The sequence below is a fragment of the Pseudomonas sp. GD04091 genome (genome assembly GCF_029836165.1).
In the GTDB taxonomy this organism is placed as follows: Bacteria; Pseudomonadota; Gammaproteobacteria; order Pseudomonadales; family Pseudomonadaceae; genus Aquipseudomonas.
The window spans coordinates 222,155-246,086 of the sequence record NZ_JAOEBG010000002.1 but is presented as its reverse complement, the minus strand read 5'-3'; the positions used below and the strand labels follow the sequence as shown (position 1 = coordinate 246,086).

Genomic DNA, 23,932 nt, shown 5'->3' with positions numbered 1-23,932 from the left:
GACGCGCGTTGCCAATGCAGGGCGCGACACCCCGCTGACGCAGGCAGCCGCGTAGCATTGCCAGTTTCTTGCAACTGCCGTTGTCCCTTTCACGATCCCGTTCGGCATAACAAGTCGATAATGATTCCCAGTTCCCTGGGGTCGACACTGCCTAGCACGGATCACGATCGATGCCTTCCGATACCTCGACTTTCCCGGTACTGCTCTGCGCTTCAATGCTGTTGGCGGCCGCTCCCTGCGCACTGGCCGATGAAGCACCGGCCTCCCGCGAGCAATCCGGCGAGCGCCGCTACTTTTCCATCCCCGCGGGGCCCCTCGGTCAGAGCCTGACACGCTTCGCCGAACACAGCGGTGCACGCCTGGCTTATGACTCACGGCTGGTGGAGGGCTATCAGGCGTCACGCCTGGAGGGACACTTCAGCGTCGCCGCGGCGCTGGAGGCATTGCTGGCCGGCAGTGGCCTGAGCGCCGTCAACACCGGCAACGGCTACCTGGTCCGCCGCGACCAGGCCGGCGACGATCGTTCCGTGCGTCTGCAGCCGACCAACGTCAACAGCCTGCACAACGAAGACGAGCAACGCTTCTCCAACCCGTTCGCGCTCACCGCCGAACAGATCCAGAAGCGCCCCCAGGCCAACAGCAACCTCACCGACCTGTTGCGCAGCCACCCGGTGGTGCAGTTCTCCAACAGCAGCCAGAGCGGCCTGAACCAGGGCGAGATCAAGCCCGATTCGATTTCCATCCATGGTTCGCGGCCTTACCAGGGGCTGTTCAGCCTCGACGGCATGCGCATGAACAACGACCTCGACCCGGTCGACCCCGGCAACGGCGTGACCCTGGCCTCGGGCACCTCCAGCGAACAAGGCTTCTATCTCGACAGTCGCCTGATCGACAGCCTCGAAGTGCACGATTCGAACATCTCCGCCCGTTACAGCGGCTTCACCGGCGGCGTGGTCGAGGCCACCTCGCGCAGCTGGCGAGGCGGGCAGGGCGGGCGCGTGTACTACCGGCACAGCGATGCCGATTGGAACCGCACCTTCAGCGACAGCCGCCTGGACTTCGACAGCGCCAACAACAGCGTCGATCGCCCGGCGCGCTTCCAGCCCAAGTACCAGAAGAGCGACTACGGCGCCTGGGCCGAAACCCAGCTGGCGGAGAACCTCGGCGTGGTGGTCAGCGCTTCGCGGCGCGACTCGAAGATCCCCATGCGCGACCTGGGCGGGCAGGGCTTCATCATCGAGGGCGACGAGCTGGTCGCCACCGACAGCCCGGCACGCAACCGCCAGCAACGCCGCCAGTCCGACAACCTCTCGGCCAAGTTCAGCCTGTATGCCACGCCCGAGACCACGCTGCACTGGACGGTGCTGTACTCGGGCTACGAAGAACAGATGTTCCAGAACACCATCGCCGACTCCGGCTACCGCAGCCGTCACGATGGCCTGGGCAGCATCCTCAAGCTCGAGCAACTGACCGATCTGGGGCGCCTGGATCTTTCGGCCAGCTACCGGCATGTGACCGACGAACGTGATGGCGACACCGATTTTCGCATCATGGTCCGTGACTTCAGCGACTGGCGAAATCCGAAGAACTTCCAGTACGGCGGCCCCGGCAGCCTGCAGAGCTACCAGGACACCGTCGAGCTGTCCGGCCAGTTCGCCTTCGACCAGTTGCGCACCGGCGTGCTGGGCCACCAGCTGACGGTGGGGGCGGGGATCAACCAGGTCGATGCCGAGTTCAAGCGCGACCAGACCCACTACTCGGCGACCTTCACTGGCATGCAGGACTTCTACAACCTGCAGCAGGTCGATGCGTTCTTCGCCGGCTCCGCCTCGACCCGCTACACCAGCTATCACCTGTTCGCCGAGGATGCCGTGGAGTGGGGCCGGGTGACCGTGCGCCCCGGCGTGCGTCTGGACCGCGACGACTTCGTCGGGCGCAACAACCTGGCGCCGCGCCTGGCGGTTTCCTGGGACGTGCAAGGCAATGGCGACACCGTGCTCAAGGCCGGGGCCAACCGCTACTACGGCAGCTCGATGCTTACCTATGCCCTGTATGGCGCGCAGAACGGCGGCCTCAAGCATTGCTACTACGACCCCAGCTGCCTGGAACTGATCGACAACGGTGACGGCAGCTGGGACGCCACGCCCGACTACGAAGGCCTGGACGACCTCAAGACCCCCTACAGCGACGAGCTGATGGTCGGCCTCAGCCAGCGCTGGGGCAACAGCCTGTGGTCGTTGCAGTACGTCAACCGCAAGCACCGCGACGAGGTGCGCAGCCGGCCCAAGTACCCGGACAGCCGCGACAGCGGCAAACGCAGCATCAAGCAGTTCACCAACGACAGCAGGATCGACAGCGACAACGTCTACCTGAGCGTGAGCATGCTCGAACCGTTGCGCTGGCAGGGCGCCGAACACCTTTTCGGCGCCTCGCTGGCCTGGCAGCGCACCCGCAGTGACACCGCCCTGGAGCTGGGTTACACCGACACCGACCTGAGCATGAAACTCGACCCGGACAAGGCCTGGTACAACGGCAAGGTGATCAGTGCCAGGGACCTGCCCGCCACCGACTTCAATGCCCCCTGGAAGCTCAACCTGGACTGGCAGGCGACCTGGCAGGCCCAGGGGTTGTCGCTGTTCAACCGGGTGACGTTCGAGAGCAGCCGCGATCAGGTCTACAAGCACGACACCGATGCCGACGGCTACTACACGCTGCCCGACAGCGGCCTGCGGGTGCGCAAGTACAGTTCGGCACGCATCGGCTCGCTGTGGCGCTGGGACACCAGCCTGCAATGGAAGCCGGCCTTCGCCGGCGGGCTGGGCTTCACCGCCGAGGTCAGCAACCTGTTCAACACCCGCAACCAGAGCGACACCCTGAACTGGCGTGGCGGCACCTACAAGGTCTACCAGCCGGGGCGCCAGCTGTGGCTGGGGCTGGCCTACGATTTCTGAGCGGCGGCCGATACCGATGAACCGACTACGACAATTCTGGGCTATCACCCGGCCGTTCTGGCGTTCGCGCCAGGCCTGGCCGGCCTGGGCGCTACTGGCCACGGTGCTTGGCCTGACCCTGTTCGGGGTGTGGCTTAACGTGCGCCTGAACGAATGGAACGGCGCCTTCTACAACGCTCTGCAGGCCGTCGATGGTCCCGCGCTGTACCGCCTGCTGTACCAGTTCGCCGGCCTGGCGGTGGCGATGATCCTGTCGGTGGTGTACGCCGACTACCTGCGCAAGCAGCTGCTGATCCGCTGGCGCGCCTGGCTCACCGAGCATGTGGTCGGGCGTTGGCTGGCTGATGGCCGCCACTACCGCCTGCAGTTGCAAGGGCATGAGCCGGACAACCCGGACCAGCGCATCGCCGACGACATCCGCCAGATGATCGAGCTGACCGTGCAACTGCTGCTGTCGTTCGTCCGCGCGCTGGTGACCCTGGTGTCCTTCGTCGCCATCCTCTGGACCCTGTCGGGCAGCTTCGCCTTCAGCCTGGGGGGCAACGAGTACCGGCTGCCGGGCTACATGGTCTGGGCGTGCGTGATCTACACGGTGCTGGGCATCGGCCTGACCCAGTGGATCGGTGGCTCACTGCAGCGCCTGAACTACCAGCAGCAACAGCGCGAGGCCGATTACCGAGGGGCGCTGATCCTGCGTCGACGGCATGCCGAGGCGATCGCCGGGCAGCAGGGCGAGAGCAGTGAACGCAAGGCCCTGGGCCGGCGCTTCGCCGAGGTGGCGGGCAACTGGTACCAGCTGATGCGCGCCGAGCGCAACCTGGCGTTGTTCACGGTCGGCTACAAGCAGGTGACGATCATCGCGCCGTTCTTCTTCGCCTTGCCGGCTTTCCTCGCGGGGCAGCTGCAACTGGGCGGGCTGATGCGTATCCAGTCGGCCTTCGGCCAGGTCTCCGGTTCACTGAGCTGGTTCATCCATGCCTATCGTGATATCGCGCTCTGGTCGGCCTGCGTGGAGCGCCTGCATGGCTTCGTTCGGCTGCTCGATACCGATCGCGCGGTGCCGCAGGCCAGCCCCGCGTCCAGCGCCGTGCTGGAGGCTCGCCTGAGCGTGCGGCATGCCGACGGCAAGCTGTTGCTGGGGCCGCTGGGCCTTTACCTGCCATCCGGCAGCCTGACCCTGCTGCACGGGCGTTCCGGAGTGGGCAAGTCGACCTTGCTGCGCACGCTCGCCGGCTTCTGGCCGCATTACCACGGCACCCTGGCCCGCTGCGGCGAGGCACTCTGGATACCCCAGCAGGGTTACCTGAGTGACGAGCCGCTGGCCGAGCTGTTGGCCTATCCCAGGCCAGCTGCGGCGTTCAGCGAAGCCTAGTCGCGTCAGGCGCTGGACGACGTCGGGCTGGGCGAATGGGGCGATCGCCTGGGGCTGCGCGCCGACTGGCGCCAGCGGTTGTCGGGCGGCGAGCAGCAACGGCTGCTGTTCGCCCGCCTGCTGCTCAACCGCCCACGGTTGTTGCTGCTGGACGAGATCACCTCGGCCCTCGATCCGCAGACGGCCAGCGAATTGCTGGCGCTGCTGCGCAAGCGCTTGCCCGACAGCGCCATCCTGCTGGTCAGCCACCAGCCTCATCTAGCTGCTCTGGCCGATCATGTGATCGAGCTGGACCTTCTTCGATCCGCCGTCAAGGAACCCCTCGTCGATGCTCACTAGAACCTTGTTGCTGGCCTGCGTGCTGAACCTCGTGGCCTGCGCAGCCACGCCGCTGAACACCCGCGGCGGCGCCGAGACGCCCAGCGCCACCGGCGAGTTGCCGGTACGCCCGGGGCTGCGCGACTACCGGCTGGACAACGGCCTGCGGGTGCTGCTGTTGCCACGCCCGCAACCGGGCGTCGAGCTGCGCCTGCTGGTGGCCAGCGGCTCGATGCAGGAGACGGCGCAACAGCGCGGCCTGGCGCATTTCGTCGAGCACATGGCGTTCAAGGGCACGCGCCACTTCCCCGGCCAGTCCGGTTTGCAGGCGCTGGCGCGCGAGGGCATCAGCCTGGGGCCGGACATCAACGCCGCGACCCGCTTCAACAGCACCCTGTACAAGCTGTCGTTGCCCGATGACCAGACTGACCTGGCGCTGCGCGTGATGGCCGACTGGGCCGGGCAGGTCAGCTTCGAGCCGGCCGCCTTCGAGGCCGAGCGCGAAGTGATCGTCGAGGAATGGCGCCTGCGCCAGGGTGTCGGCCAACGCATCAACCAGCAGCTCGAAGCGCTACGCTACGCCGACAGCGACTATCAGCACCGCGACCCCATCGGCGACCTGGCGATCATCCGCCACGCGCCGCTGGAGCAGGCCGTGGCCTATTACCGCGACGGCTACCAGCCACAGCGCATGACCCTGGTGCTGGTCGGCAGCTTCGACGAGGACAAGGTGCGCGAGGCGATCCGCCAGGCATTTTCCGCCCAGCCGCGCGGCCAGACCGGCCATCCGACGCCGCCGCGTTTCCATGGCGACACGACGCTGCGCGTGACTCAGGTGTTCGACGCCGAGCAAGGCCAGCGCCTGTTGCAGTTCGCCTTGCAGCGCGACCTGCCGGCGCCGCTCGACACCCAGAACGGCCAGTGGCGTGACCTGATCGATGCCTTGTGGCTCGGCGTGCTCGACGAACGCCTCGACCTGCTGGTCGAGCAGGGCGGTTTCGCCAGCGCCGGCACGGCCGAGCGCTCGACCCTGCTCGATGCCCGGCGTGCCCAGTACCTGTTCATGCTGCGCCTGGGCGATGACGACCTGCCGGGCGCCGCCGAGCGGCTGTTCACCGAACTGCGCCGCCTGGCCATCGAGCCGGTGACGGCCAGTGAACTGGCGTCGGCCAAGCGCCGGTTGCTGGAGAAGCTGCAGGGCCAGGCGGCCGGGCAGGAACGCTACGAGCACCCGGTGCTGGCCGATGGCCTGGCCGACGCACTGGAGTTCCACATGCCGATGTTCGACAAGCGCCAGCAACTGGCCCTGACCGAGGACTGGTTGCCGCGGATCGGTGTCGATCATGTGCGTGCGGCGGTCACCGAGTTGCTGCAGCAGGCCTCGCCGCGCCTGGCCTTGATCGGCCCGGACAGCGATGCCGGGCGTTTTGACGATGCTCGTTTCAAGGCCGCGTGGCAGCGAGCCCAGACCAGCCAGCCGGGAGCCTTCGCCTTGACGGCCGCGGCCCAGGAACTGGCCCTGGCAGCCCCTGCGCCCGGTAGTCTGAGCGACATGGCCGCGCTGAGCGAAGTGGGTGCGGTGCAGTGGCGCCTGGGCAACGGCATCCGCGTCATCGTCAAGGCCGACCCCAGCCTGCAGGACAATGTGCGCCTGGAGCTACGCCAGGCCGGGGGCAGCTCGCTGGAGGACGACGATCAGGCCGGGCAGCAGCACTGGGCCGTCCAGCTTGCCGAGCGCAGCGGCTATGGCGCCTATTCGCCGCGTCAGCTGACGCGCTTGACCGACAGCCAGGGCGTGCGCCTGCAGCCGTTCAGCGACAGCCTGTTCCATGGCCTGCGCGGCACGGCGCCGGCGGACCAGCTGGAGACGCTGTTCAAGTTGCTCAACCTCAAGCTGACGGCCGCCCGGTTCGACCCAGCGCCGCTGGAGCAGATGCGCCAGCGCATGGCCGAGGGCCTGCAGCACCAACCTGCCGAGCGGCGTTACATGGATGCGATCAACCGCAGTGCCTATGCCAATGGCCAGCGCATGGTCAGCGAGGCGCAAGGGCCGTGGCGGCACTTCGAGGTGGCCCAACTGGCCCGTGTCCATGCCGAGCTGTTCGCCGTGCGCCCGGGCATGACCCTGGTGATTTCCGGGCCGGCGGATGTGGCGCAGCTGCGCGCGCTCAGCCGCACCTGGCTCGCCAGCCTGCCCCGTGCGGACGACGTGCGCCCGCACTGGCAGGACCGTGGCGTGCGCCCGCTGCATCGGGCCATGAATGAGGCCTACCCCTGGTCCAGCAGCCCGAAGAGCATGGTCAGCGTGCTCTACAGCAGCCCGGCCGAGTGGCGTGGCGAAGATGTGCTGGCCCTGCAGTTGCTGGATCAGGTCGCCAGCCTGCGCTTGCGCCAGACGATCCGCGAGCAGGCCTCGGGGGTCTATGCCATCGGCTTCTCCCAGTTGCTCACGCGCCTGCCGTCGTCCTACTACCTGGCGCGGCTCAACTTCACCGCCGCCCCCGAGCGCGCCGAGGCGCTGGCCAGCCAGGCCCGTGACGTCATCCAGCGGATCGCCGATGCCGGCATCAGCGCCAGCGAACTGCAGCAGGCGCGCCTGGCGCTGCTCAACGACCAGCGCCAGCAGCGGCGCAGCGCGCTGTACTGGAGCGAGGCGTTGATGCAGGTGGCGATGGTCGATGACGATTTTGCCGGCCTGGCCAACGAGCCCGAACGCCTGCGTGCGCTCGACCTGCAGACGGTCAATCGCCTGGCGGCGCGGTGGTTGGGGCGCAATCCCAAGCAGTTCGTCCTGGCGCCGCGCTTCGCGGGACCACAGGGGTAGGGGGCAGTGTGCTCCCAGTGGGGTGAGCAGTTGAGCTCACGCCGCAGGCACCAGCGTCGCCCAGTAGCGGCTACGGTAGCGCACCCGCACCGGCAGCACCTGGCCCAGGGTGGCCAGGACCTCGTCGGGTCGATGCAGGTCGAAGGAGCCGGAAATGCGCAACTGGGCGATCTCGGACGCGCAGTGCAGGAAACCGGGGCGGTAGCGGTCCAGCTCCTGGACGAACTCGCCCAGGGGCATGCTCTGGCTGATCAGCAGGCCCCGGGTCCAGGCGTCGGAGGCCAGCGGCAAGGGGATACGCTCGAAATGGCCGGCGCTCAGCAGCAGTTGCTGGCCTGCCGTGACGCTGTGCTCGCCATCGGCCAGCACCACGCCGATCTGGCCCTGGTACACCGAGATGCGTGTCGGCTGGTCGTCCAGGGCGCGCACGGCAAAGCGGGCTTGGCCGGCCTGGATCAGCGTCTGGCCGCTGCGCACCTGGGTCTGCAGCGGCAGTGCCTGACGCGAATCGACCATGATCTCGCCGCGCAGCAGGGCGAGCTGTGTGCCGTGGTGCCGCGCCTGGATATCCAGGGCGGTGTCGGTGTTGATGTCGAGTACCAGCTGGTTGTCCAGCGCCATCCGCCGTTGCTCGCCGGTGGCCGTGCGCAGGTCGGCGCCGAGTGTGGGCCAGGCCAGCTGTTGGCCGGTATAGGCGAGGCCGCCGGCACCGCCGAGCAGCAGGCAGAGCTTGCCGACGAAGGCGCGCCGTGAAGTGGTGTGCGGCGTCGCTCGCCAGGCCGAGAGCAGCAGCTTGCCGTCGTCGCCCGACAACCGTTGCTGCAGCGTCTGCACCCGTAGCCAGGCTTGCCGGTTGGCGTCGCAGGCGTCGAGCCAGGCCTGCCAGCGCTGGCGTCGGGGGTCTTCGGCATGGGCTTCGCGCAGCTCGATGTACCAATCCAGGGCCGCGTCGAGGCTTTGCTGCGTGCAGCTCATGCCTGCAGTTCCAGGCAGTGCAGCAGGGCGGTGCGCATGTACTTCTTCACCGAGCTCACGGTCACGCCGAGCTGCTCGGCGGCCTCGGCGTACTTCAGGCCGTCCAGCTGGCACAGCAGGAAGGCCTGGCGCACCTTCGGTGGCAGGCTGCCGAGCAGGCGGTCGAGGGCATACAGGCTTTCGAGCAGCGAGCAGGTCAGCTCGGGCGAGGGTGCCAGCGCCTCGGGCAGCGTCTGCAGGGTGGCCAGGTAGGCGCGCTCCAGCGCCTTGCGCCGCACCTTGTCCACCAGCAGGCCGTGGGCGATGGTGCGCAGGAAGGCGCGCGGCTCGCGCAGGCCGTCGAGGTTGCGGCCCAGCACCTTGACGAAGGTGTCCTGGGCCAGGTCGGCGACTTCGCTGGAGCAGCCCAGGCGCCGTTGCAGCCAGCCTTTCAGCCAGCTGTTGTGCGCCTGGTAGAGATCGGCGACGACATCGTTGGAGTTCATGGAAGGGTCGACTTGATGAAATCAAAAGCTAATGATAATCATTTGTGAGTCATTGTGCCATCAACCTTCGTGCTGTCTCTGGACCGGTAGCCTTGTTCAGGCATGAGGTTCTTGATTGCATGGGGGGCGGTGTCGAGCGACAGCCCGTCGAGCACCGTATAATCCACACCACGTCACTCCAACTCGCGGACCCGCCAACCCATGGCCAAAGACATCGACAACCCCTGCGTCTCGCTCTGCCAGCTCAACAGCGAGCTGTGTGTCAGTTGCGGCCGTACCCGCGAGGAAATCCGCAAATGGCGCGGCATGAAGCGTCCGCAGAAGATGGCCACCGTGCAGCGGGCGGCGACGCGGATGAAAGCCATCGCCAAGAAGAACGCCAGGGGCCAGGAGCCTCGGCCCGAATTACGCTGAAGGCCGGTGTGGGGCCGCTCCTGCCGGGCGGCAGCCCCGAAGCAACACTTCCCGGCAAAAATCCCGGATAATGCCCGCCATTTCTCCGTTCCCGCCCGTTTTCTGGTACCCCTGCGCATGGAAATCAAGGTCAATTTTCTCGACAACCTTCGTCTTGAAGCCAAGTTCGACGACTTCACGGTGATCGCCGACCAGCCGATCCGCTACAAGGGCGATGGCTCGGCCCCGGGGCCGTTCGACTATTTCCTGGCCTCCTCGGCGCTGTGCGCGGCGTACTTCGTCAAGCTGTACTGCCAGACCCGCGACATCCCCACGGAAAACATCCGCCTGTCGCAGAACAACATCGTCGACCCCGAGAACCGCTACAACCAGATCTTCAAGATCCAGGTCGAGCTGCCCGAGGACATCAGCGAGAAGGACCGCCAGGGCATCCTGCGCTCCATCGACCGCTGCACGGTGAAGAAGGTGGTGCAGACCGGCCCCGAGTTCGTCATCGAAGAGGTCGACAACCTCGACGCCGATGCCCAGGCGCTGCTGATGCCGGTGTCCGACAGCACCACCTACATCCCCGGCAAGGACCTGCCGCTGGAGCAGACCATCGCCAACATGTCGGCGATCCTCGCAGGCCTGGGCATGAAGATCGAGATCGCCTCGTGGCGCAACATCGTGCCCAACGTCTGGTCGCTGCACGTGCGCGACGCGCAGTCGCCGATGTGCTTCACCAACGGCAAGGGCGCCACCAAGGAAGCCGCGCTGGCTTCGGCGCTGGGTGAGTTCATCGAGCGGCTGAACTGCAACTTCTTCTACAACGATCAGTTCTGGGGCGAGGACATCGCCAACGCGCCGTTCGTGCACTACCCGAACGAGCAGTGGTTCAAACCCGGACCCAAGGACGCGCTGCCGGCCGAGATCCTCGACCAATACTGCCTGGAGATCTTCAATCCGGATGGCGAGCTGCGCGGCTCGCACCTTTACGACACCAGCTCGGGCAACAAGGAGCGCGGCATCTGCTCGCTGCCGTTCGTGCGCCAGTCGGACGGCGAGACGGTGTACTTCCCGTCCAACCTGATCGAGAACCTGTACCTGAGCAACGGCATGAGCGCCGGCAACACCCTGGCCGAGGCGCAGGTGCAGTGCCTGTCGGAGATCTTCGAGCGGGCGGTCAAGCGCGAGATCCTCGAAGGCGAGCTGTGCCTGCCGGACGTGCCGCAGGCGGTGCTGGCCAAGTATCCGGGCATCGTCGCCGGCATCCAGGGGCTGGAAGAGCAGGGCTTCCCGGTGCTGGTCAAGGACGCGTCGCTGGGCGGTGAGTTCCCGGTGATGTGCGTGACCCTGATGAACCCGCGCACCGGCGGCGTGTTCGCCTCGTTCGGCGCCCACCCGAGCTTCGAGGTGGCGCTGGAGCGCAGCCTCACCGAACTGCTCCAGGGCCGCAGCTTCGAGGGGCTGAACGACCTGCCGCAGCCGACCTTCGACAGCCTCGCGCTGACCGAGCCGAACAACTTCGTCGAGCACTTCATCGATTCCAGCGGCGTGGTGTCGTGGCGCTTCTTCGGCGCCAAGGCCGACTTCGAGTTCGTCGAGTGGGATTTCTCCGGCCACGGCGAAGACTCCAACCAGCAGGAGGCGCAGACCCTGTTCGGCATCCTCGAGGAGCTGGGCAAGGAGGTGTACATGGCGGTGTACGACGACCTCGGCGCCACCGCTTGCCGCATCCTGGTGCCGGGCTATTCGGAGATCTACCCGGTCGAGGACCTGATCTGGGACAACACCAACCGCGCGCTGGGTTTCCGGGCCGACATCCTCAACCTGCACAAGCTCGACAACCGCTCGCTGAAGCTGCTGCTCAAGCGCCTGGACAATGCCGAGGTGGATGACTACACCACCATCACCACGCTGATCGGCGTCGAGTTCGACGACAACACGGTGTGGGGCCAGCTGACCATCCTCGAGCTGAAGCTGCTGATCCACCTGGTGCTGCAGCGCTTCGAGGACGCCAAGGAGCTGGTCGAGATGTTCCTGCAGTTCAATGACAACACGGTCGAGCGCGGGTTGTTCTACCAGGCGCTGAACGTGGTGCTGGAGGTGGTGCTGGATGATGAGCTGGAGATGGCCGACTACGAGCACAACTTCCGGCGCATGTTCGGCAATGAGCGGATGGACGCGGTGCTGGGCTCGGTGGACGGCAGCGTGCGCTTCCATGGCCTGACGCCGACCAACCTGCAGCTCGAAGGGCTGGACCGCCACCTGCGTCTGGTGGAGAGCTACAAGAAGCTGCACGCGGCACGGGCGCGGGCAGCTGGGTTGAACAGCTGATCGCCAGGCGCCGCTGACGCGCTGGTCGGCCCTCTCCCAAAGGGCATTACCGATGGGCGGGGTGGGGCGAATCTCGCAGCCCGGCCAGTACCTCGGCGGCGGTGGTGACATGGCCGAAATGGTGTTTCCACAGGTTGATGCCCAGCTGCCCGGAGCGGTCCAGCGAAGAGCCCATGGTCAGGTCGGTGACCAGGGTCGGTGTGAGGCCTGCGTCGAACAGGGCGAAGCCGGCGGCCAGCACGCAGGTTTCGGTCTGCAGCCCGCAGACCAGCACGCGTTCGACGCCCAGGCCCTTGATGTAGTCGAGGGTCTCGGCGGTCTGGCCGTAGCCATGCTTGACGAACACCTTGTCGGCCTCGACCAGGGCCACGTCTTCATGGGCCGGATGCCAGCCGAGCTGGCGCTGGAACGGGGTGACCTGCTCGTCGTGCAGTTCGATCGAGGCGATGGTGGGGATATGCGCGGACAGCACACGGATGCCATCCACCAGTTTCTCGGAGGGGCTGAAGGTGGATTGCACATCGACGATGAGCAGGACTTGCTGCATGACGGTTTCCCAGGGCGGTTCGAGGGCTGGCGAGTATACCGTCGTGCGCAGGAGTTTTGCGGCAAGGGGCATGCACCGGTATCAACCAAGGTTCACGGGAGGTGCATATGTAACGTGGGAGCGGGCTTGCCTCGCGAACACCGGCACCGCCGGTGCCATGCACCTTGTCGCCTGCATCGCGGGGCAAGCCCGCTCCCACGCAGCGCGCTCTGCGCAGCGGCTTCCACCAGCTGCGCATCCTGGGCATCAGGCCGCCAACCGCCCGTTGGCGATCGCCTCCGACGCCGCCAGCATCGCCCGCAACAGCACCGCGCAGCCGGCCGCGAGGTCTTCCGGCGCGGCATTCTCGATCTCGTTGTGGCTAATCCCACCCTCGCACGGCACGAAGATCATCCCGGCCGGGCCCAGCTCGGCGAGGAAGATCGCGTCATGTCCAGCGCCGCTGACGATGTCCATGTGCGTCAGGCCCAGGTTGCGTGCCGAATCGCGTACCGCCTCGACACAGCCCTCGTCGAAGTACAAGGCCGGGAAATCGGCGGTGGGAATCAGTTCGTAGGCCAACCCGTGTTTCGCGGCCGTGGTTTCGATCACCTGCCGCACTTCGGTGATCATCGCGTCCAGCCGCTCGCCTTCCAGGTGGCGGAAGTCCAGGGTCATGCGCACTTCGCCGGGGATCACGTTACGCGAGCCGGGATAGGCCTGCAGGCAGCCGACCGTGCCGCAGGCGTGGGGCTGGTGGGCGAGGGCGGCGCGGTTGACCGCCTCGACCACGGCGGCGGCGCCGACCAGAGCGTCCTTGCGCAGGTGCATCGGCGTGGGGCCGGCATGGGCCTCGACCCCGCGCAGGGTCAGGTCGAACCATTTCTGGCCGAGGGCACCGAGCACCACGCCGATGGTCTTGTGCTGATCTTCGAGGATCGGGCCCTGTTCGATATGCGCCTCGAAATAGGCGCCCACCGGATGGCCGAGCACGGCGCGGTCACCGGCGTAGCCGATGGCGTGCAGTGCTTCGCCGACGCTCACCCCTTGGGCGTCGCGCTTGGCCAGGGTCTGTTCAAGGGTGAATTTTCCGGCGAACACGCCCGACCCCATCATGCACGGGGCGAAACGCGAGCCTTCCTCGTTGGTCCACACCACCACCTCCAGCGCTGCCTCGGTTTCCACGCCCAGGTCGTTGAGGGTGCGGATCACCTCCAGGCCGGCCATCACGCCGAAACAGCCGTCGAACTTGCCGCCGGTGGGCTGGGTGTCGATATGGCTGCCGGTCATCACCGGCGGCAGCTTGGCGTTGCGCCCCGGGCGACGGGCGAAGATGTTGCCCACCGCGTCGATGCTGACGCTGCAGCCGGCGGCCTCGCACCATTGCACGAACAGGTCGCGGGCCTGGCGGTCGAGGTCGGTCAGGGCCAGGCGGCAGACACCGCCCTTGGGCGTGGCGCCGAGGCGCGCCAACTCCATCAGCGATTGCCACAGGCGGGCGCTGTCGATGTGGCGATGGGTGGATTGCAGGATCTGTTTGGCGGGGGTGGTCATGGGTGTCTCCTCAGGGCTTTGTTCTTCTTTGAGGGTGGTTTGCCGGCCAAGGCGCATCAGGGCAACGGCTTGGCCAGGCGCGCCGGCCCGCGCACCGCCACGCCACCCAGGGCGTAGTAGAGCCCGCCGCCGAGCAGCGAGCCGGTGAACCAGCCGTAGTCGTAGAACCAGCTGAAACTGCTGTTGCCGATGGCCATCACGGTCAGTGCCACCGGTACGCCGAAGGCGACGAACCCGGCCCAGTTCCAGGCCGGATAGACGTCGTCGCGGTACAGCCCGGCCAGGTCGAGGAACTGGCGACGGACCAGGAAGTAGTCCACCACCATGATCCCGGCGATCGGCCCGAGCAGGCTGGAATAGCCCAGCAGCCAGTTGGAGTAGACACTCTCCAGGCTCAGGTCGGAGACGATCCAGCCGAGCTTCTTGAGCAGTTCGTGGCTCATCAGCGCCAGGCCGATGAAGCCGGTCAGCCACACCGCACGACTGCGCCCGATCAGGCGCGGGGCGATATTCTGGAAGTCGTTGGTGGGCGAGACGATGTTGGCCGCGGTGTTGGTCGACAACGTGGCGATGATGATCAGCGCCATGGCCAGGGCCACCCAGCCCGGGCTCTGGATATGACCGATCAGGCTCACCGGATCGGACACCGTCTGGCCTACCAGCGAGGCGGACGCAGCGGTCATGATCACGCCCAGCGAGGCGAACAGGAACATGGTCAGCGGCAGGCCGAAGATCTGCCCGAGGATCTGGTCCTTCTGGCTTTTCGCGTAGCGGCTGAAGTCGGGGATGTTCAGCGACAGGGTGGCCCAGAAACCGACCATGGCGGTGAGCCCTGCGCAGAAGTAGCCGACCACGCTGGCGCCTTCGGGACGCTTGGGCGGCTGGGCCAGCAGTTCGCTCATCGACATGTGCGGCAGCGCCCAGAACAGCAGGCCGAAACCGACCGCTACCAGCAGCGGCGCCGACAGCGTCTCGAGCCATTTGATCGATTCGGCGCCGCGCAGCACCACCCACAGGTTCAGCGACCAGAACAGCAGGAAGCCGATCACCTCGCCGGTGCCGCCCAGCGCCTTCCACTCGGGGAACAGCGAGCCGAGGAACAGGTGGATGGCCAGGCCGCCGAACATCGTCTGGATGCCGAACCAGCCGCAGGCCACCACGGCGCGGATCAGGCACGGCACATTGGAGCCGAGGATGCCGAACGATGAGCGCAGCAGCACCGGAAAGGGAATGCCGTACTTGGTGCCGGGAAACGCGTTGAGGGTCAGTGGGATGAGCACGATGAGGTTGGCCAGCAGTATCGCCAGCAGCGCCTCGCCCACGCTCAGGCCGAAGTAGGCGGTGAGCACGCCGCCGAGCGTGTAGGTGGGCACGCAGATGGACATGCCCACCCACAGCGCGGTGATGTGCCACTTGTTCCAGGTGCGCTGGTGCACCTTGGTCGGGGCGATGTCGTGGTTGTAACGAGGGCTGTCGAGGACGTCGCTGCCGGCGTCGAGCTCGAACAGACCCTGCTGCTCGACCACTTGCGATCTGCTCTGTTGCATGGGGTTCTCCAGGTTTTTCTTGTAGTTGTCGCTCATCGGGCTGACGCGATGGCCGGAGTACACGCATACCACCAGTACTGCACCTCCGGTCCGGCCAGGCGGTTGTGGCCTGCGTTTTCAACAAACGTGCCGGGAAAGCTCGCGCTTTCCCGGCGGGCCGCCGCCGACCGGAGGTAACTCACTGACTTGCAAAAGCATTCATCGTTTTCAGGGCAGGGCACGGTGAACCCTGTCTTGCGCCGTTGGTCTGGCAGGTCCGACACCCGTGTGGTTCAAACGGGTGCACCCCGGAAAATCACCGGCGCGGCCTGCGCCATCCTGCCTGGATTCAAACAGCTGATTTTGCGTAGAAAATCTTGACCAATTTGGCTTCCTGTCAAGTGCGTCAAAATGGTGAAAGGGTGTCTCATTTTGGTGATTTAGGTAAATATTCGTTATTAATCAATGATTTATTAAATTTTGTATTTGCATATATTTTTTCTTGATCAATATCCGAACAGATACTAGCCTCGATTCTTGTCAGGCCTGACAGGATTGAAGCGTTTCCTCCCGCGCCTGGCCAAGCACAATTCCAAGAACCGGCCAGAAGACCGGTCAGCCTGCGAGGAAAACGGCATGTCCCTGTTGATCCGTGGCGCCACCGTGGTTACCCATGAAGAGAGCTACCGTGCAGATGTCCTGTGTGTCGATGGCCTGATCCGCGCCATCGGCAGTGACCTGGAAACCCCCACCGATTGTGAAGTCCTCGACGGCAGTGGCCAGTACCTGATGCCGGGCGGCATCGACCCGCACACCCACATGCAATTGCCGTTCATGGGCACCGTGGCCAGCGAGGACTTCTTCAGCGGCACTGCCGCAGGCCTTGCCGGAGGCACCACCTCGATCATCGACTTCGTCATCCCCAATCCTCGGCAGTCCCTGCTCGAAGCCTTCCACACTTGGCGTGGCTGGGCGCAGAAAAGCGCGTCCGACTACGGCTTCCATGTCGCCATTACCTGGTGGAGCGAGCAGGTCGCCGAGGAAATGGGCGAGCTGGTGGCCAAGCATGGGGTGAACAGCTTCAAGCATTTCATGGCCTACAAGAACGCGATCATGGCCGCCGACGACACCCTGGTCGCAAGCTTCGAGCGCTGTCTGCAGCTGGGCGCGGTGCCGACGGTGCACGCGGAGAACGGCGAGCTGGTCTATCACCTGCAGCAGAAGCTGCTCGCCCAGGGCCTGACCGGGCCGGAGGCGCATCCGCTGTCGCGCCCGTCCCAGGTCGAAGGGGAGGCCGCCAGCCGCGCCATCCGCATCGCCGAGACGCTGGGCACGCCGCTGTACCTGGTGCATGTCTCCAGCCGCGAGGCACTGGATGAGATCACCTATGCGCGGGCCAAGGGCCAGCCGGTGTACGGCGAGGTGCTGCCGGGCCACCTGCTGCTAGACGACAGCGTCTACCGCGATCCGGACTGGGCCACCGCCGCCGGTTACGTGATGAGCCCGCCGTTCCGCCCGCGCGAGCACCAGGAGGCGCTGTGGCGCGGCCTGCAGTCAGGCAACCTGCACACCACGGCCACCGACCACTGCTGCTTCTGCGCCGAGCAAAAGGCCATGGGCCGCAACGATTTCAGCCGTATCCCCAACGGCACCGCCGGTATCGAGGACCGCATGGCGGTGTTGTGGGATGCCGGGGTGAACAGCGGCCGCCTGTCGATGCACGAGTTCGTCGCGCTGACGTCGACCAACACCGCGAAGATCTTCAACCTGTTCCCGCGCAAGGGCGCCATCCGCGTCGGCGCCGACGCCGACCTGGTGCTGTGGGACTCGCAGGGTACGCGCACCATCAGCGCCCAGACCCATCACCAGCGGGTCGATTTCAACATCTTCGAGGGCCGTACCGTGCGCGGTATTCCCAGCCACACCATCAGCCAGGGCAAGGTGCTCTGGGCCGACGGCGACCTGCGCGCCGAGCCGGGCGCGGGCCGTTATGTGGAGCGGCCGGCGTATCCGTCGGTGTACGAGGTGCTGGAGCGTCGGGCCGAGCAATCGAGGCCGACACCGGTTCCGCGCTGAGGCCTTGGGGCTGCTTTGCAGCCCATCGCGACGCAAGGCCGCTCCCACAGGGATCGGCGCTGTGGCTGTGGGAGCGGCCTTGTGTCGCGAAAGGGGCGCAACGCGCCCCCTGATAACAACACACATGCACCTGTTGACTGCCATCCCCAGAACGGACCGATGCCTGACCAGCATCGTGTTCAATAAAAAAAGAGAGGCTACAACCGTGATCGACGCCCTGAACCACTTGCCGCGCCCCCGGGCCGGCGCCGACCAGCTGGCCGAGGCCTTCGGCGACCTCGCGCCCCCGCTCACCGCCCGCCAGGCCGCCGTCGAAAGTGCCCGCTGCCTGTATTGCTACGACGCACCTTGCGTCAATGCGTGTCCCAGCGAGATCGACATTCCCTCGTTCATTCACCGCATCAGCGACGAGAATCTGCAAGGCGCCGCCGAGCGCATTCTCTCGGCCAACATCCTCGGCGGCAGTTGCGCGCGGGTCTGCCCGACCGAAATCCTCTGTCAGCAGGCCTGCGTGCGCAACAACGCCCAGGAGTGCGCGCCCGTGCTGATCGGCCAGCTGCAACGCTACGCCCTGGACCATGCCGGATTCACCGAACATCCGTTCCAGCGCTCGCCGGCCAGCGGCAAGCGCATCGCCGTGGTCGGCGCCGGGCCCGCCGGCCTGTCCTGCGCGCACCGCCTGGCCATGCACGGCCATGACGTGGTGATCTTCGAGGCGCGGGACAAGGCCGGTGGCCTCAACGAATACGGCATCGCCCGCTACAAATTGGTGGACGACTACGCCCAGCGCGAAGTGGCATTCCTGCTGGGCATCGGCGGTATCGAGATCCGCCATGGCCAGCGCCTGGGCGGCAACCTCTCGCTGGGCGAACTGCACGCCCAGTTCGACGCGGTGTTCCTCGGCCTGGGCCTTGACGCCGTGCGCCAGCTGGGCCTGGCAGATGAAGACGCGCCGGGCCTGCTGGCCGCCACCGAGTACATCCGTGAACTGCGCCAGGCCGACGATCTGCTCCGGTTGCCGCTGGCTGATCGCTGCCTGGTGATCGGTGCCGGCAACACCGCCATCGACATGGCCGTGCAGATGAGTCGACTCGGTGCCCGCGACGTCAACCTGGTGTACCGCCGTGGGCACGCCGACATGGGCGCCACCGGTCATGAACAGGAGATCGCCAAGCAGAACCAGGTGCGCCTGCACACCTGGGCGCGGCCCGATGCGGTGCTGCTCGATGACGCCGGTCGGGTGCGTGGCATGCGTTTCGTGCGCACGCACCTGGTCGATGGGCGCCTGCACGATACCGGCGAGGCCTTCGAGCTGGCTGCCGACGCGATCTTCAAGGCCATCGGCCAGCGCTTCGACGATGCAAGCCTCGGCGACCCGCTGGCGGCGCAACTGGCCCGCGATGGCGAACGCATCCGTGTCGACGCGCGCCTGCAGACCAGCGTGCCGGGCATCTACGCCGGCGGCGACTGCACCGCCCTGGGCCAGGACCTCACGGTCCAGGCCGTGCAACACGGCAAGCTGGCCGCCGAAGCCATCCATGCCCAACTCATGCTCAACGTGGAGGCTGCGTAAATGGCCGACCTGTCCATCGAATTCGCCGGCATCAAGGCACCCAATCCGTTCTGGCTGGCCTCCGCGCCGCCCACCGACAAGGCCTACAACGTAGTCCGCGCCTTCGAGGCCGGCTGGGGCGGGGTGGTGTGGAAGACCCTGGGCGAGGACCCGGCGGCAGTCAACGTGTCGTCGCGCTACTCGGCGCACTACGGCGCCAACCGCCAGGTACAGGGCATCAACAACATCGAGCTGATCACCGACCGCTCACTGGAGATCAATCTGCGCGAAATCACCCAGGTGAAGAGGGACTGGCCCGACCGGGCGCTGGTGGTGTCGTTGATGGTGCCGTGCGTGGAGGAATCCTGGAAGTTCATTCTGCCGCTGGTGGAGGCCACCGGTGCCGACGGCATCGAACTCAACTTCGGCTGCCCTCACGGCATGCCCGAGCGCGGCATGGGTGCCGCCGTCGGCCAGGTGCCGGAGTATGTGGAAATGGTCACCCGCTGGTGCAAGATGCATTGCTCGCTGCCGGTGATCGTCAAGCTCACCCCCAACATCACCGACATCCGCCAGTCGGCGCGGGCGGCGCATCGCGGCGGCGCGGACGCGGTATCGCTGATCAACACCATCAACTCGATCACCAGCGTCGATCTGGACCGCATGGTCGCCCACCCGATCGTCGGCGACCAGAGCACCCATGGTGGTTACTGCGGTTCGGCGGTCAAGCCCATCGCCTTGAACATGGTCGCGGAGATCGCTCGCGATCCCGAGACTCGCGGCCTGCCGATCTGCGGCATCGGCGGCATCGGCACCTGGCGCGACGCCGCCGAGTTCATCGCCCTGGGCAGCGGCGCGGTACAGGTGTGTACCGCGGCGATGCTGCATGGCTTTCGCATCGTCGAGGACATGAAGGATGGCCTGGCGCGCTGGATGGACCAGCAGGGTCACCCCAGCCTCGAGGCGTTCCGCGGCCAGGCCGTGGGGCATACCACCGACTGGAAGTACCTGGACATCAACTACAAGTCGGTGGCGCAGATCGACCAGGACGCCTGCATCGGTTGCGGGCGCTGTCATATCGCCTGCGAGGACACCTCGCACCAGGCCATCGCCAGCACGCTGAAGGCCGATGGCACGCACCGCTACAGCGTGATCGAGGACGAGTGCGTGGGTTGCAACCTGTGCCAGATCACCTGCCCGGTGGAGGGCTGCATCGACATGCTCGCCCAGGACACTGGCAAGCCCTACCTGAACTGGACTCAGGATCCGCGCAATCCCTATCGCGAGGCTGGTTGAGGCGATCATCGCGGGCAAGCCCGCTTCCACGCCAGCAGGAATGCACGTGGGAGCGGACTTGCCCCGCGATGCTCAGTCGCCGATCGGTGTTTCTTGCAGGCAGTGCCACATCACCCCCGTGCCCGTGCATTCGATGATCGCCAGCGACCAGCGCCGCGTCTGCTGGCCCGCCAGGCGATGGGTTTCCCGGTAGCGCAGCGCCACGTTGGCCCCGGCCTGCCACACCACCCGCACCTCGTCGACGACAATTTCAAGTCCGCAACGCGTTCCCGCGATCCCCCTGAACAACTGCTCCACTTGTGCGCGATCGACGACCTTGCCCGCCGTGCCGACCATGCTGAAGTCTTCGGCGAACGCGGCGAGTAGTTCATCCAGCTGTTGGGTCGTGTCGGTCGCAGGCCCGGTGAAAACGGCGTGAATCAGTTCATGGACATGATGAACGCTGCGCTCGGCGCGTTCGGCAGGGGTGTGTTGCATGGCAAGTCCTTGCAGAGGAAGTCAGGGTTCGAGGCCGATCCCGCGCAGGATGACACTGGTCACCGTCTGTACGGCACTTTCGAAGGCCAGATCCGATAGCGGTTGGCCGTCGTTGAGCAGCGTCACCTGGTAGCCGAAGTCGGCGTAGTGCTGGGTCGCCGCCCAGATCATGTACAGCAGCGCCGAAGGCTCCACCGGCAGGATGCGCTGGTCCTCGACCCAACTGCGGATCTTCGCTTGCTTGAGCTGTGCCCAGGGCACCAGGGTGTCGTCCAGGCTGGCACCGAGCAGCGGCGCGCCGTGCAGGATCTCTTCGGCCCAGATCTTCGAACCGAGGGGGCGCGAGCGCGAGTGGCCCATCTTGGCGCGAATGTAGCTGGTCAGCACCACCCGTGGGTCGTCGAAGCGCTCGAAGCACAGCGCGTCCTGCTTCCACACGTCCAGCAGGTCCTGCAGCACGGCGCGATACAAGTCGTCCTTGGTGTTGAAGTAGTAATGCAGGTTGGAGCGCGGCAGTTGCGCCAGTTCGGCGATATCGCCCATGGAGGTGGCGCCGTAGCCTTTCTCGGCGAACACCTGCTCGGCGGCATGGAGGATCTTCTCGACGTTGCGCCGGCGGATCTCGATCTTGTGGTTGGCCATGGGCTGTCCGTGGTGACCTGAACAGGGCAAGGCTAACAGCTTTGCAAGCGCCGGGGTAAAGCCTTTGCCGCGATCAGCCGCGGGTGGAGCCGGCGTTGCTGGCGGAATCCGTCACCACCTGCTCTTGGCCTGCGCGCAACACTGCGAGCCTGCGGCGTTCGTACTCTGCATGGCTCAACCCCTGGCGCTGCAGCGCTTCGAGCTGCAGCTGGCGGGTTTCCTCGGCGGTGTAGGGCCGCAGTTCGGGGTGAGTGGCACAGCCGCTCAGCACGGCGATGGCAACGGCGGTCAGGGCAGCGAACAGCAGGCGGTTGATGATGTTCATGGCGGGCAGTCCGTGATTCGGGGATTCGTCGGCATCGAATCGATGAATCAAGGTTATTGGGCGTGGCCGGGCATTAGAAATTGTCGTGCTCGATAGTGACTATCGAGGCGGCCGTTGGCGTGCCGCTGGCTAGACTGATCAGCGTCAGGTCTGGAGGCAGGGAGTGGACATGTCGATGGGGCTCAGGGAAGACCTGGTGTTTTCCGCTTTGATCATGGTGGCGCTCTGGCTGTCAGGTGCCACGCTGGGCTATCCGCTGTACCTTGGCGGTTGGTATGTGATGGGATTGTACGCGATGGTGCTGATGGCCAGCCTGGCGCTGCGCGCTCCAGCCCTGTTCATCACCGGCGCTACGGCGGCGGTAGCGGCGACGCTGCTGGCCTACCTGCGCCTGCAAGGCGGGCGCTTGCATCCCGATGGGTTGCTGGGGCTGGGGCATGTTTTTTCCGCCCCTGGGTTGTTGGCAGGCTTGGCGGCGACAGCCTGGCTGATACCTCGGCGGGCCAGGGGCAGCCTGCCATGGCAGGTCGCCGGGCTGGGCTTTTGCGGTAGCGTGGTGGGGTTTGCGCTTGCCCAGCTACTGGTGTGCAACAGCGTGATGCACTGCGGGCCGCTGTCACGCTGAACGGGCTCAGCGCGGCATGTAGCCCAGTTGCCAGGCCCGCGGGATGAACCGCGTCAGCAGCGCCAAGATACAAGCCAGGCCGCAACTGGCCGACAGCGCCAGCAGACCGAACCGTTGCTGCAGCCAGGCCCCCAGCGCCGCGCCCAGCAGCATGCCCGTCCAAGGTACCAGCTGGACCCGCCAGCCATGCCGTCGTTCCCCCAGCATCCAGCGCCCCAGACCACGACCGAAGCGCGATAGCGCGCCGGTGACGTAGGTCAAGCCGATGGGTAGGCCGTTCACGTGCTCGACCACGGCGTTGAGCATGCCCATGGCGAGAGTCGCCGCTATCAGCGCCGGGAACGTGGCGCCCGTGGGCCAGCCAGCGGCGAAGGCGAGCAGGGCGGCGACGATCAGCAGCAATGGCGCGGCGCGGCGGCGCGACAGTCGTGCCAGCAGCACGCCCAGGGCATTGCCGAGGACGAAACTGAAAATTGCCACGGCCAGGCGCAGGATCAGCGCCAGGTCGACCTGGCTGATCGCCACCGCAAGGCGCGTGGTGTTGCCGCTCATGAACGAGACGAAATCGCCCAGGGCCAGCAGCCCGATGGCGTCGGTCATGCCGGCCAGCACCGACAGCCCTGCCACCAGCCCGAGGCCGACGCGGCCACGCAAGGCCTGCAGCTTGGTGCGTCGAGCACTGTGTTGGGAGGCGGCAGTGGGCAGCATGGCGGGGATCTCTGGCACAGGGGCCTCGATCTTATACCCGGATCATGGCCCTGTGCTCGCCACTTCCGTCGCATGGGTACTGCCGAACGCGTCGGGGGAGTCCAGCAATGCTTGCAGACACAAGTCGCGGTAAAGGGGCCAGTCCTGGGCCTGGATCGGGTGTGGCTGAATCATGCCTGAGCTGCTGATGTCGTTCAAAATGACCCTGTCAGCACCCGGCCACTGCGCACATAGTGCGCCAGCAGCACGCCTTTGGGAGTGGCGGCCGACTCCACCAGCTCGAACGTCGCCGCCTGCGCATCGTCACCGAACAGGCGCTTGCCGCGACCCAGCAGCAAGGGGTGGATCAGCAGGCGCAGTTCGTCCACCAGCCCGGCCGCCAGCAACTGGCGTACCAGCTCGCCACTGCCCTGGGTCAGCAGCGCCGGCCCTTGCTGTTGCTTGAGCGCGTGGACCGCAGCCGCTACGTCGGCCCCCAGGACGTGGCTGTTGTGCCAGTCGATGGACTCCGGACGATGGGTGGCGACATGCTTGGCCACACCGTTGAACAGGTCGGCCAGTGGGCGATCCGGTGCCTCGGGACCGACGTTGGGCCAGAACCCAGCGAAGATATCGTAGGTACGCCGTCCCAGCAGCAGTTCGAACGGCTGACTGAACAATGCCTGCATGGCCTGGCCGAAGGCCTCGTCGGCCAACGGAGGAATCCAGCCGCCGTGGGTGAAGCCGCCGCTGGTGTCTTCCCCCGGCCCGCCAGGGGCCTGCATGACGCCGTCGAGGGTGATGAAGGCGGCGACGATGAGCTTGCGCATGGGGTGAACCTCCTCGGGTGGGTGTGCTGGGTAGTCGATTGGGACAGGGGAAAATCGACAGCCGTGCTGAACGATAGTCAGGGTTCGACGAGCGTGCGCACCTGAGGAGAGACAGCTGCGCAGGGGCGCGCTGTCTGTGGGAGCGGGTTTACCCGCGAAGC

Annotated in this window: 18 protein-coding genes and 1 pseudogene; 9 read left to right on the top strand and 10 right to left on the bottom strand. The window is 66.2% G+C overall.

Annotated features, from left to right (window positions below):
* The first annotated feature begins 170 nt into the window (after nt 1-170).
* The 3 genes and pseudogenes from N7422_RS04110 to N7422_RS04095 all read left to right on the top strand — a co-directional run bounded on the left by N7422_RS04110 (nt 171) and on the right by N7422_RS04095 (nt 7,465).
* A complete protein-coding gene (locus N7422_RS04110; RefSeq protein WP_279805386.1) occupies nt 171-2,951 on the top strand; it encodes a TonB-dependent receptor plug domain-containing protein in 2,781 nt (926 codons plus the stop codon).
* Nucleotides 2,952-2,967: 16 nt separating this feature from the next.
* Nucleotides 2,968-4,662, top strand: a pseudogene (locus tag N7422_RS04105) (ABC transporter ATP-binding protein/permease).
* Nucleotides 4,652-7,465: a M16 family metallopeptidase gene (locus N7422_RS04095; RefSeq protein WP_279805384.1), complete on the top strand. Its 2,814-nt coding sequence runs from the start codon at nt 4,652-4,654 to the stop codon at nt 7,463-7,465. Before N7422_RS04105 ends, N7422_RS04095 begins: the two are co-directional and overlap by 11 nt.
* A gap of 36 nt (nt 7,466-7,501) precedes the next feature.
* Here N7422_RS04095 and N7422_RS04090 read toward each other — a convergent pair whose 3' ends face one another.
* Entirely contained in the window at nt 7,502-8,440 is a 939-nt protein-coding gene (locus N7422_RS04090; RefSeq protein WP_279805382.1) for a FecR domain-containing protein, read from the bottom strand.
* The gene (locus tag N7422_RS04085; RefSeq protein WP_279805380.1) at nt 8,437-8,925 is read right to left on the bottom strand and encodes a sigma-70 family RNA polymerase sigma factor; all 489 of its coding nucleotides are present in this window, start codon (nt 8,923-8,925) and stop codon (nt 8,437-8,439) included. The genes N7422_RS04090 and N7422_RS04085 overlap by 4 nt, the downstream gene beginning before the upstream one ends.
* Before the next feature lie 201 nt (nt 8,926-9,126).
* Between N7422_RS04085 and N7422_RS04080 the strand changes: the two genes are divergently transcribed.
* A complete protein-coding gene (locus N7422_RS04080; RefSeq protein WP_279805379.1) occupies nt 9,127-9,339 on the top strand; it encodes a DUF1289 domain-containing protein in 213 nt (70 codons plus the stop codon).
* 117 nt (nt 9,340-9,456) lie between these two features.
* Nucleotides 9,457-11,655: an OsmC domain/YcaO domain-containing protein gene (locus N7422_RS04075; RefSeq protein WP_279805377.1), complete on the top strand. Its 2,199-nt coding sequence runs from the start codon at nt 9,457-9,459 to the stop codon at nt 11,653-11,655.
* A gap of 46 nt (nt 11,656-11,701) precedes the next feature.
* On the opposite strand, the gene N7422_RS04070 is transcribed toward N7422_RS04075, so the two are convergent.
* The 3 genes from N7422_RS04070 to N7422_RS04060 all read right to left on the bottom strand — a co-directional run bounded on the left by N7422_RS04070 (nt 11,702) and on the right by N7422_RS04060 (nt 15,282).
* The gene (locus tag N7422_RS04070) at nt 11,702-12,202 is read right to left on the bottom strand and encodes an isochorismatase family protein (protein WP_279805375.1); all 501 of its coding nucleotides are present in this window, start codon (nt 12,200-12,202) and stop codon (nt 11,702-11,704) included.
* 246 nt (nt 12,203-12,448) lie between these two features.
* Nucleotides 12,449-13,735: a Zn-dependent hydrolase gene (locus N7422_RS04065; RefSeq protein WP_279805373.1), complete on the bottom strand. Its 1,287-nt coding sequence runs from the start codon at nt 13,733-13,735 to the stop codon at nt 12,449-12,451.
* Nucleotides 13,736-13,791: 56 nt separating this feature from the next.
* Complete coding sequence (locus N7422_RS04060; RefSeq protein WP_279805372.1) at nt 13,792-15,282, bottom strand: NCS1 family nucleobase:cation symporter-1; 1,491 nt, start codon at nt 15,280-15,282, stop codon at nt 13,792-13,794.
* A gap of 615 nt (nt 15,283-15,897) precedes the next feature.
* On the opposite strand from N7422_RS04060, the gene hydA reads away from it, so the two are divergent.
* The 3 genes from hydA to preA all read left to right on the top strand — a co-directional run bounded on the left by hydA (nt 15,898) and on the right by preA (nt 20,185).
* Complete coding sequence (gene hydA / locus N7422_RS04055) at nt 15,898-17,337, top strand: dihydropyrimidinase (protein ID WP_279805370.1); 1,440 nt, start codon at nt 15,898-15,900, stop codon at nt 17,335-17,337.
* A 205-nt stretch (nt 17,338-17,542) separates the two neighbouring features.
* Entirely contained in the window at nt 17,543-18,910 is a 1,368-nt protein-coding gene (locus N7422_RS04050; RefSeq protein WP_279805369.1) for an NAD(P)-dependent oxidoreductase, read from the top strand.
* On the top strand, nt 18,911-20,185 hold the full coding sequence (gene preA, locus N7422_RS04045) for an NAD-dependent dihydropyrimidine dehydrogenase subunit PreA (RefSeq protein ID WP_279805367.1): 1,275 nt from the start codon (nt 18,911-18,913) through the stop codon (nt 20,183-20,185).
* Between the two features lie 72 nt (nt 20,186-20,257).
* Here preA and N7422_RS04040 read toward each other — a convergent pair whose 3' ends face one another.
* The 3 genes from N7422_RS04040 to N7422_RS04030 all read right to left on the bottom strand — a co-directional run bounded on the left by N7422_RS04040 (nt 20,258) and on the right by N7422_RS04030 (nt 21,629).
* The gene (locus tag N7422_RS04040) at nt 20,258-20,662 is read right to left on the bottom strand and encodes a DUF4440 domain-containing protein (RefSeq protein ID WP_279805365.1); all 405 of its coding nucleotides are present in this window, start codon (nt 20,660-20,662) and stop codon (nt 20,258-20,260) included.
* Nucleotides 20,663-20,683: 21 nt separating this feature from the next.
* Complete coding sequence (locus N7422_RS04035) at nt 20,684-21,304, bottom strand: TetR/AcrR family transcriptional regulator (protein WP_279805363.1); 621 nt, start codon at nt 21,302-21,304, stop codon at nt 20,684-20,686.
* Nucleotides 21,305-21,377: 73 nt separating this feature from the next.
* Nucleotides 21,378-21,629, bottom strand: a complete 252-nt coding sequence (locus N7422_RS04030) for a hypothetical protein (RefSeq protein ID WP_279805362.1) — start codon at nt 21,627-21,629, stop codon at nt 21,378-21,380.
* A gap of 169 nt (nt 21,630-21,798) precedes the next feature.
* Here N7422_RS04030 and N7422_RS04025 point away from each other — a divergent pair, with 169 nt between their 5' ends.
* The gene (locus N7422_RS04025) at nt 21,799-22,254 is read left to right on the top strand and encodes a hypothetical protein (protein ID WP_279805361.1); all 456 of its coding nucleotides are present in this window, start codon (nt 21,799-21,801) and stop codon (nt 22,252-22,254) included.
* 6 nt (nt 22,255-22,260) lie between these two features.
* On the opposite strand, the gene N7422_RS04020 is transcribed toward N7422_RS04025, so the two are convergent.
* Nucleotides 22,261-22,962 carry a YoaK family protein gene (locus N7422_RS04020; RefSeq protein WP_279805448.1) on the bottom strand — a complete coding sequence of 234 codons (702 nt, stop codon included), beginning with the start codon at nt 22,960-22,962 and terminating at the stop codon, nt 22,261-22,263.
* A 194-nt stretch (nt 22,963-23,156) separates the two neighbouring features.
* Nucleotides 23,157-23,771 carry a dihydrofolate reductase family protein gene (locus N7422_RS04015; protein ID WP_279805360.1) on the bottom strand — a complete coding sequence of 205 codons (615 nt, stop codon included), beginning with the start codon at nt 23,769-23,771 and terminating at the stop codon, nt 23,157-23,159.
* Nucleotides 23,772-23,932: the final 161 nt, after the last annotated feature.

What these genes read in the sequence shown, in the direction of transcription:
- N7422_RS04075 (WP_279805377.1), top strand. Translation starts at nt 9,457, where the DNA reads ATGGAAATCAAGGTCAATTTTCTCGACAACCTTCGTCTTGAAGCCAAG.
- N7422_RS04015 (WP_279805360.1), bottom strand. Translation starts at nt 23,771, where the DNA reads ATGCGCAAGCTCATCGTCGCCGCCTTCATCACCCTCGACGGCGTCATG.
- N7422_RS04090 (WP_279805382.1), bottom strand. Translation starts at nt 8,440, where the DNA reads ATGAGCTGCACGCAGCAAAGCCTCGACGCGGCCCTGGATTGGTACATC.
- hydA (WP_279805370.1), top strand. Translation starts at nt 15,898, where the DNA reads ATGTCCCTGTTGATCCGTGGCGCCACCGTGGTTACCCATGAAGAGAGC.
- N7422_RS04080 (WP_279805379.1), top strand. Translation starts at nt 9,127, where the DNA reads ATGGCCAAAGACATCGACAACCCCTGCGTCTCGCTCTGCCAGCTCAAC.
- N7422_RS04095 (WP_279805384.1), top strand. Translation starts at nt 4,652, where the DNA reads ATGCTCACTAGAACCTTGTTGCTGGCCTGCGTGCTGAACCTCGTGGCC.
- N7422_RS04040 (WP_279805365.1), bottom strand. Translation starts at nt 20,662, where the DNA reads ATGCAACACACCCCTGCCGAACGCGCCGAGCGCAGCGTTCATCATGTC.
- N7422_RS04070 (WP_279805375.1), bottom strand. Translation starts at nt 12,202, where the DNA reads ATGCAGCAAGTCCTGCTCATCGTCGATGTGCAATCCACCTTCAGCCCC.
- N7422_RS04030 (WP_279805362.1), bottom strand. Translation starts at nt 21,629, where the DNA reads ATGAACATCATCAACCGCCTGCTGTTCGCTGCCCTGACCGCCGTTGCC.
- N7422_RS04060 (WP_279805372.1), bottom strand. Translation starts at nt 15,282, where the DNA reads ATGCAACAGAGCAGATCGCAAGTGGTCGAGCAGCAGGGTCTGTTCGAG.
- N7422_RS04110 (WP_279805386.1), top strand. Translation starts at nt 171, where the DNA reads ATGCCTTCCGATACCTCGACTTTCCCGGTACTGCTCTGCGCTTCAATG.
- N7422_RS04065 (WP_279805373.1), bottom strand. Translation starts at nt 13,735, where the DNA reads ATGACCACCCCCGCCAAACAGATCCTGCAATCCACCCATCGCCACATC.
- N7422_RS04025 (WP_279805361.1), top strand. Translation starts at nt 21,799, where the DNA reads ATGTCGATGGGGCTCAGGGAAGACCTGGTGTTTTCCGCTTTGATCATG.
- N7422_RS04035 (WP_279805363.1), bottom strand. Translation starts at nt 21,304, where the DNA reads ATGGCCAACCACAAGATCGAGATCCGCCGGCGCAACGTCGAGAAGATC.
- N7422_RS04085 (WP_279805380.1), bottom strand. Translation starts at nt 8,925, where the DNA reads ATGAACTCCAACGATGTCGTCGCCGATCTCTACCAGGCGCACAACAGC.
- N7422_RS04020 (WP_279805448.1), bottom strand. Translation starts at nt 22,962, where the DNA reads ATGCTGCCCACTGCCGCCTCCCAACACAGTGCTCGACGCACCAAGCTG.
- preA (WP_279805367.1), top strand. Translation starts at nt 18,911, where the DNA reads ATGGCCGACCTGTCCATCGAATTCGCCGGCATCAAGGCACCCAATCCG.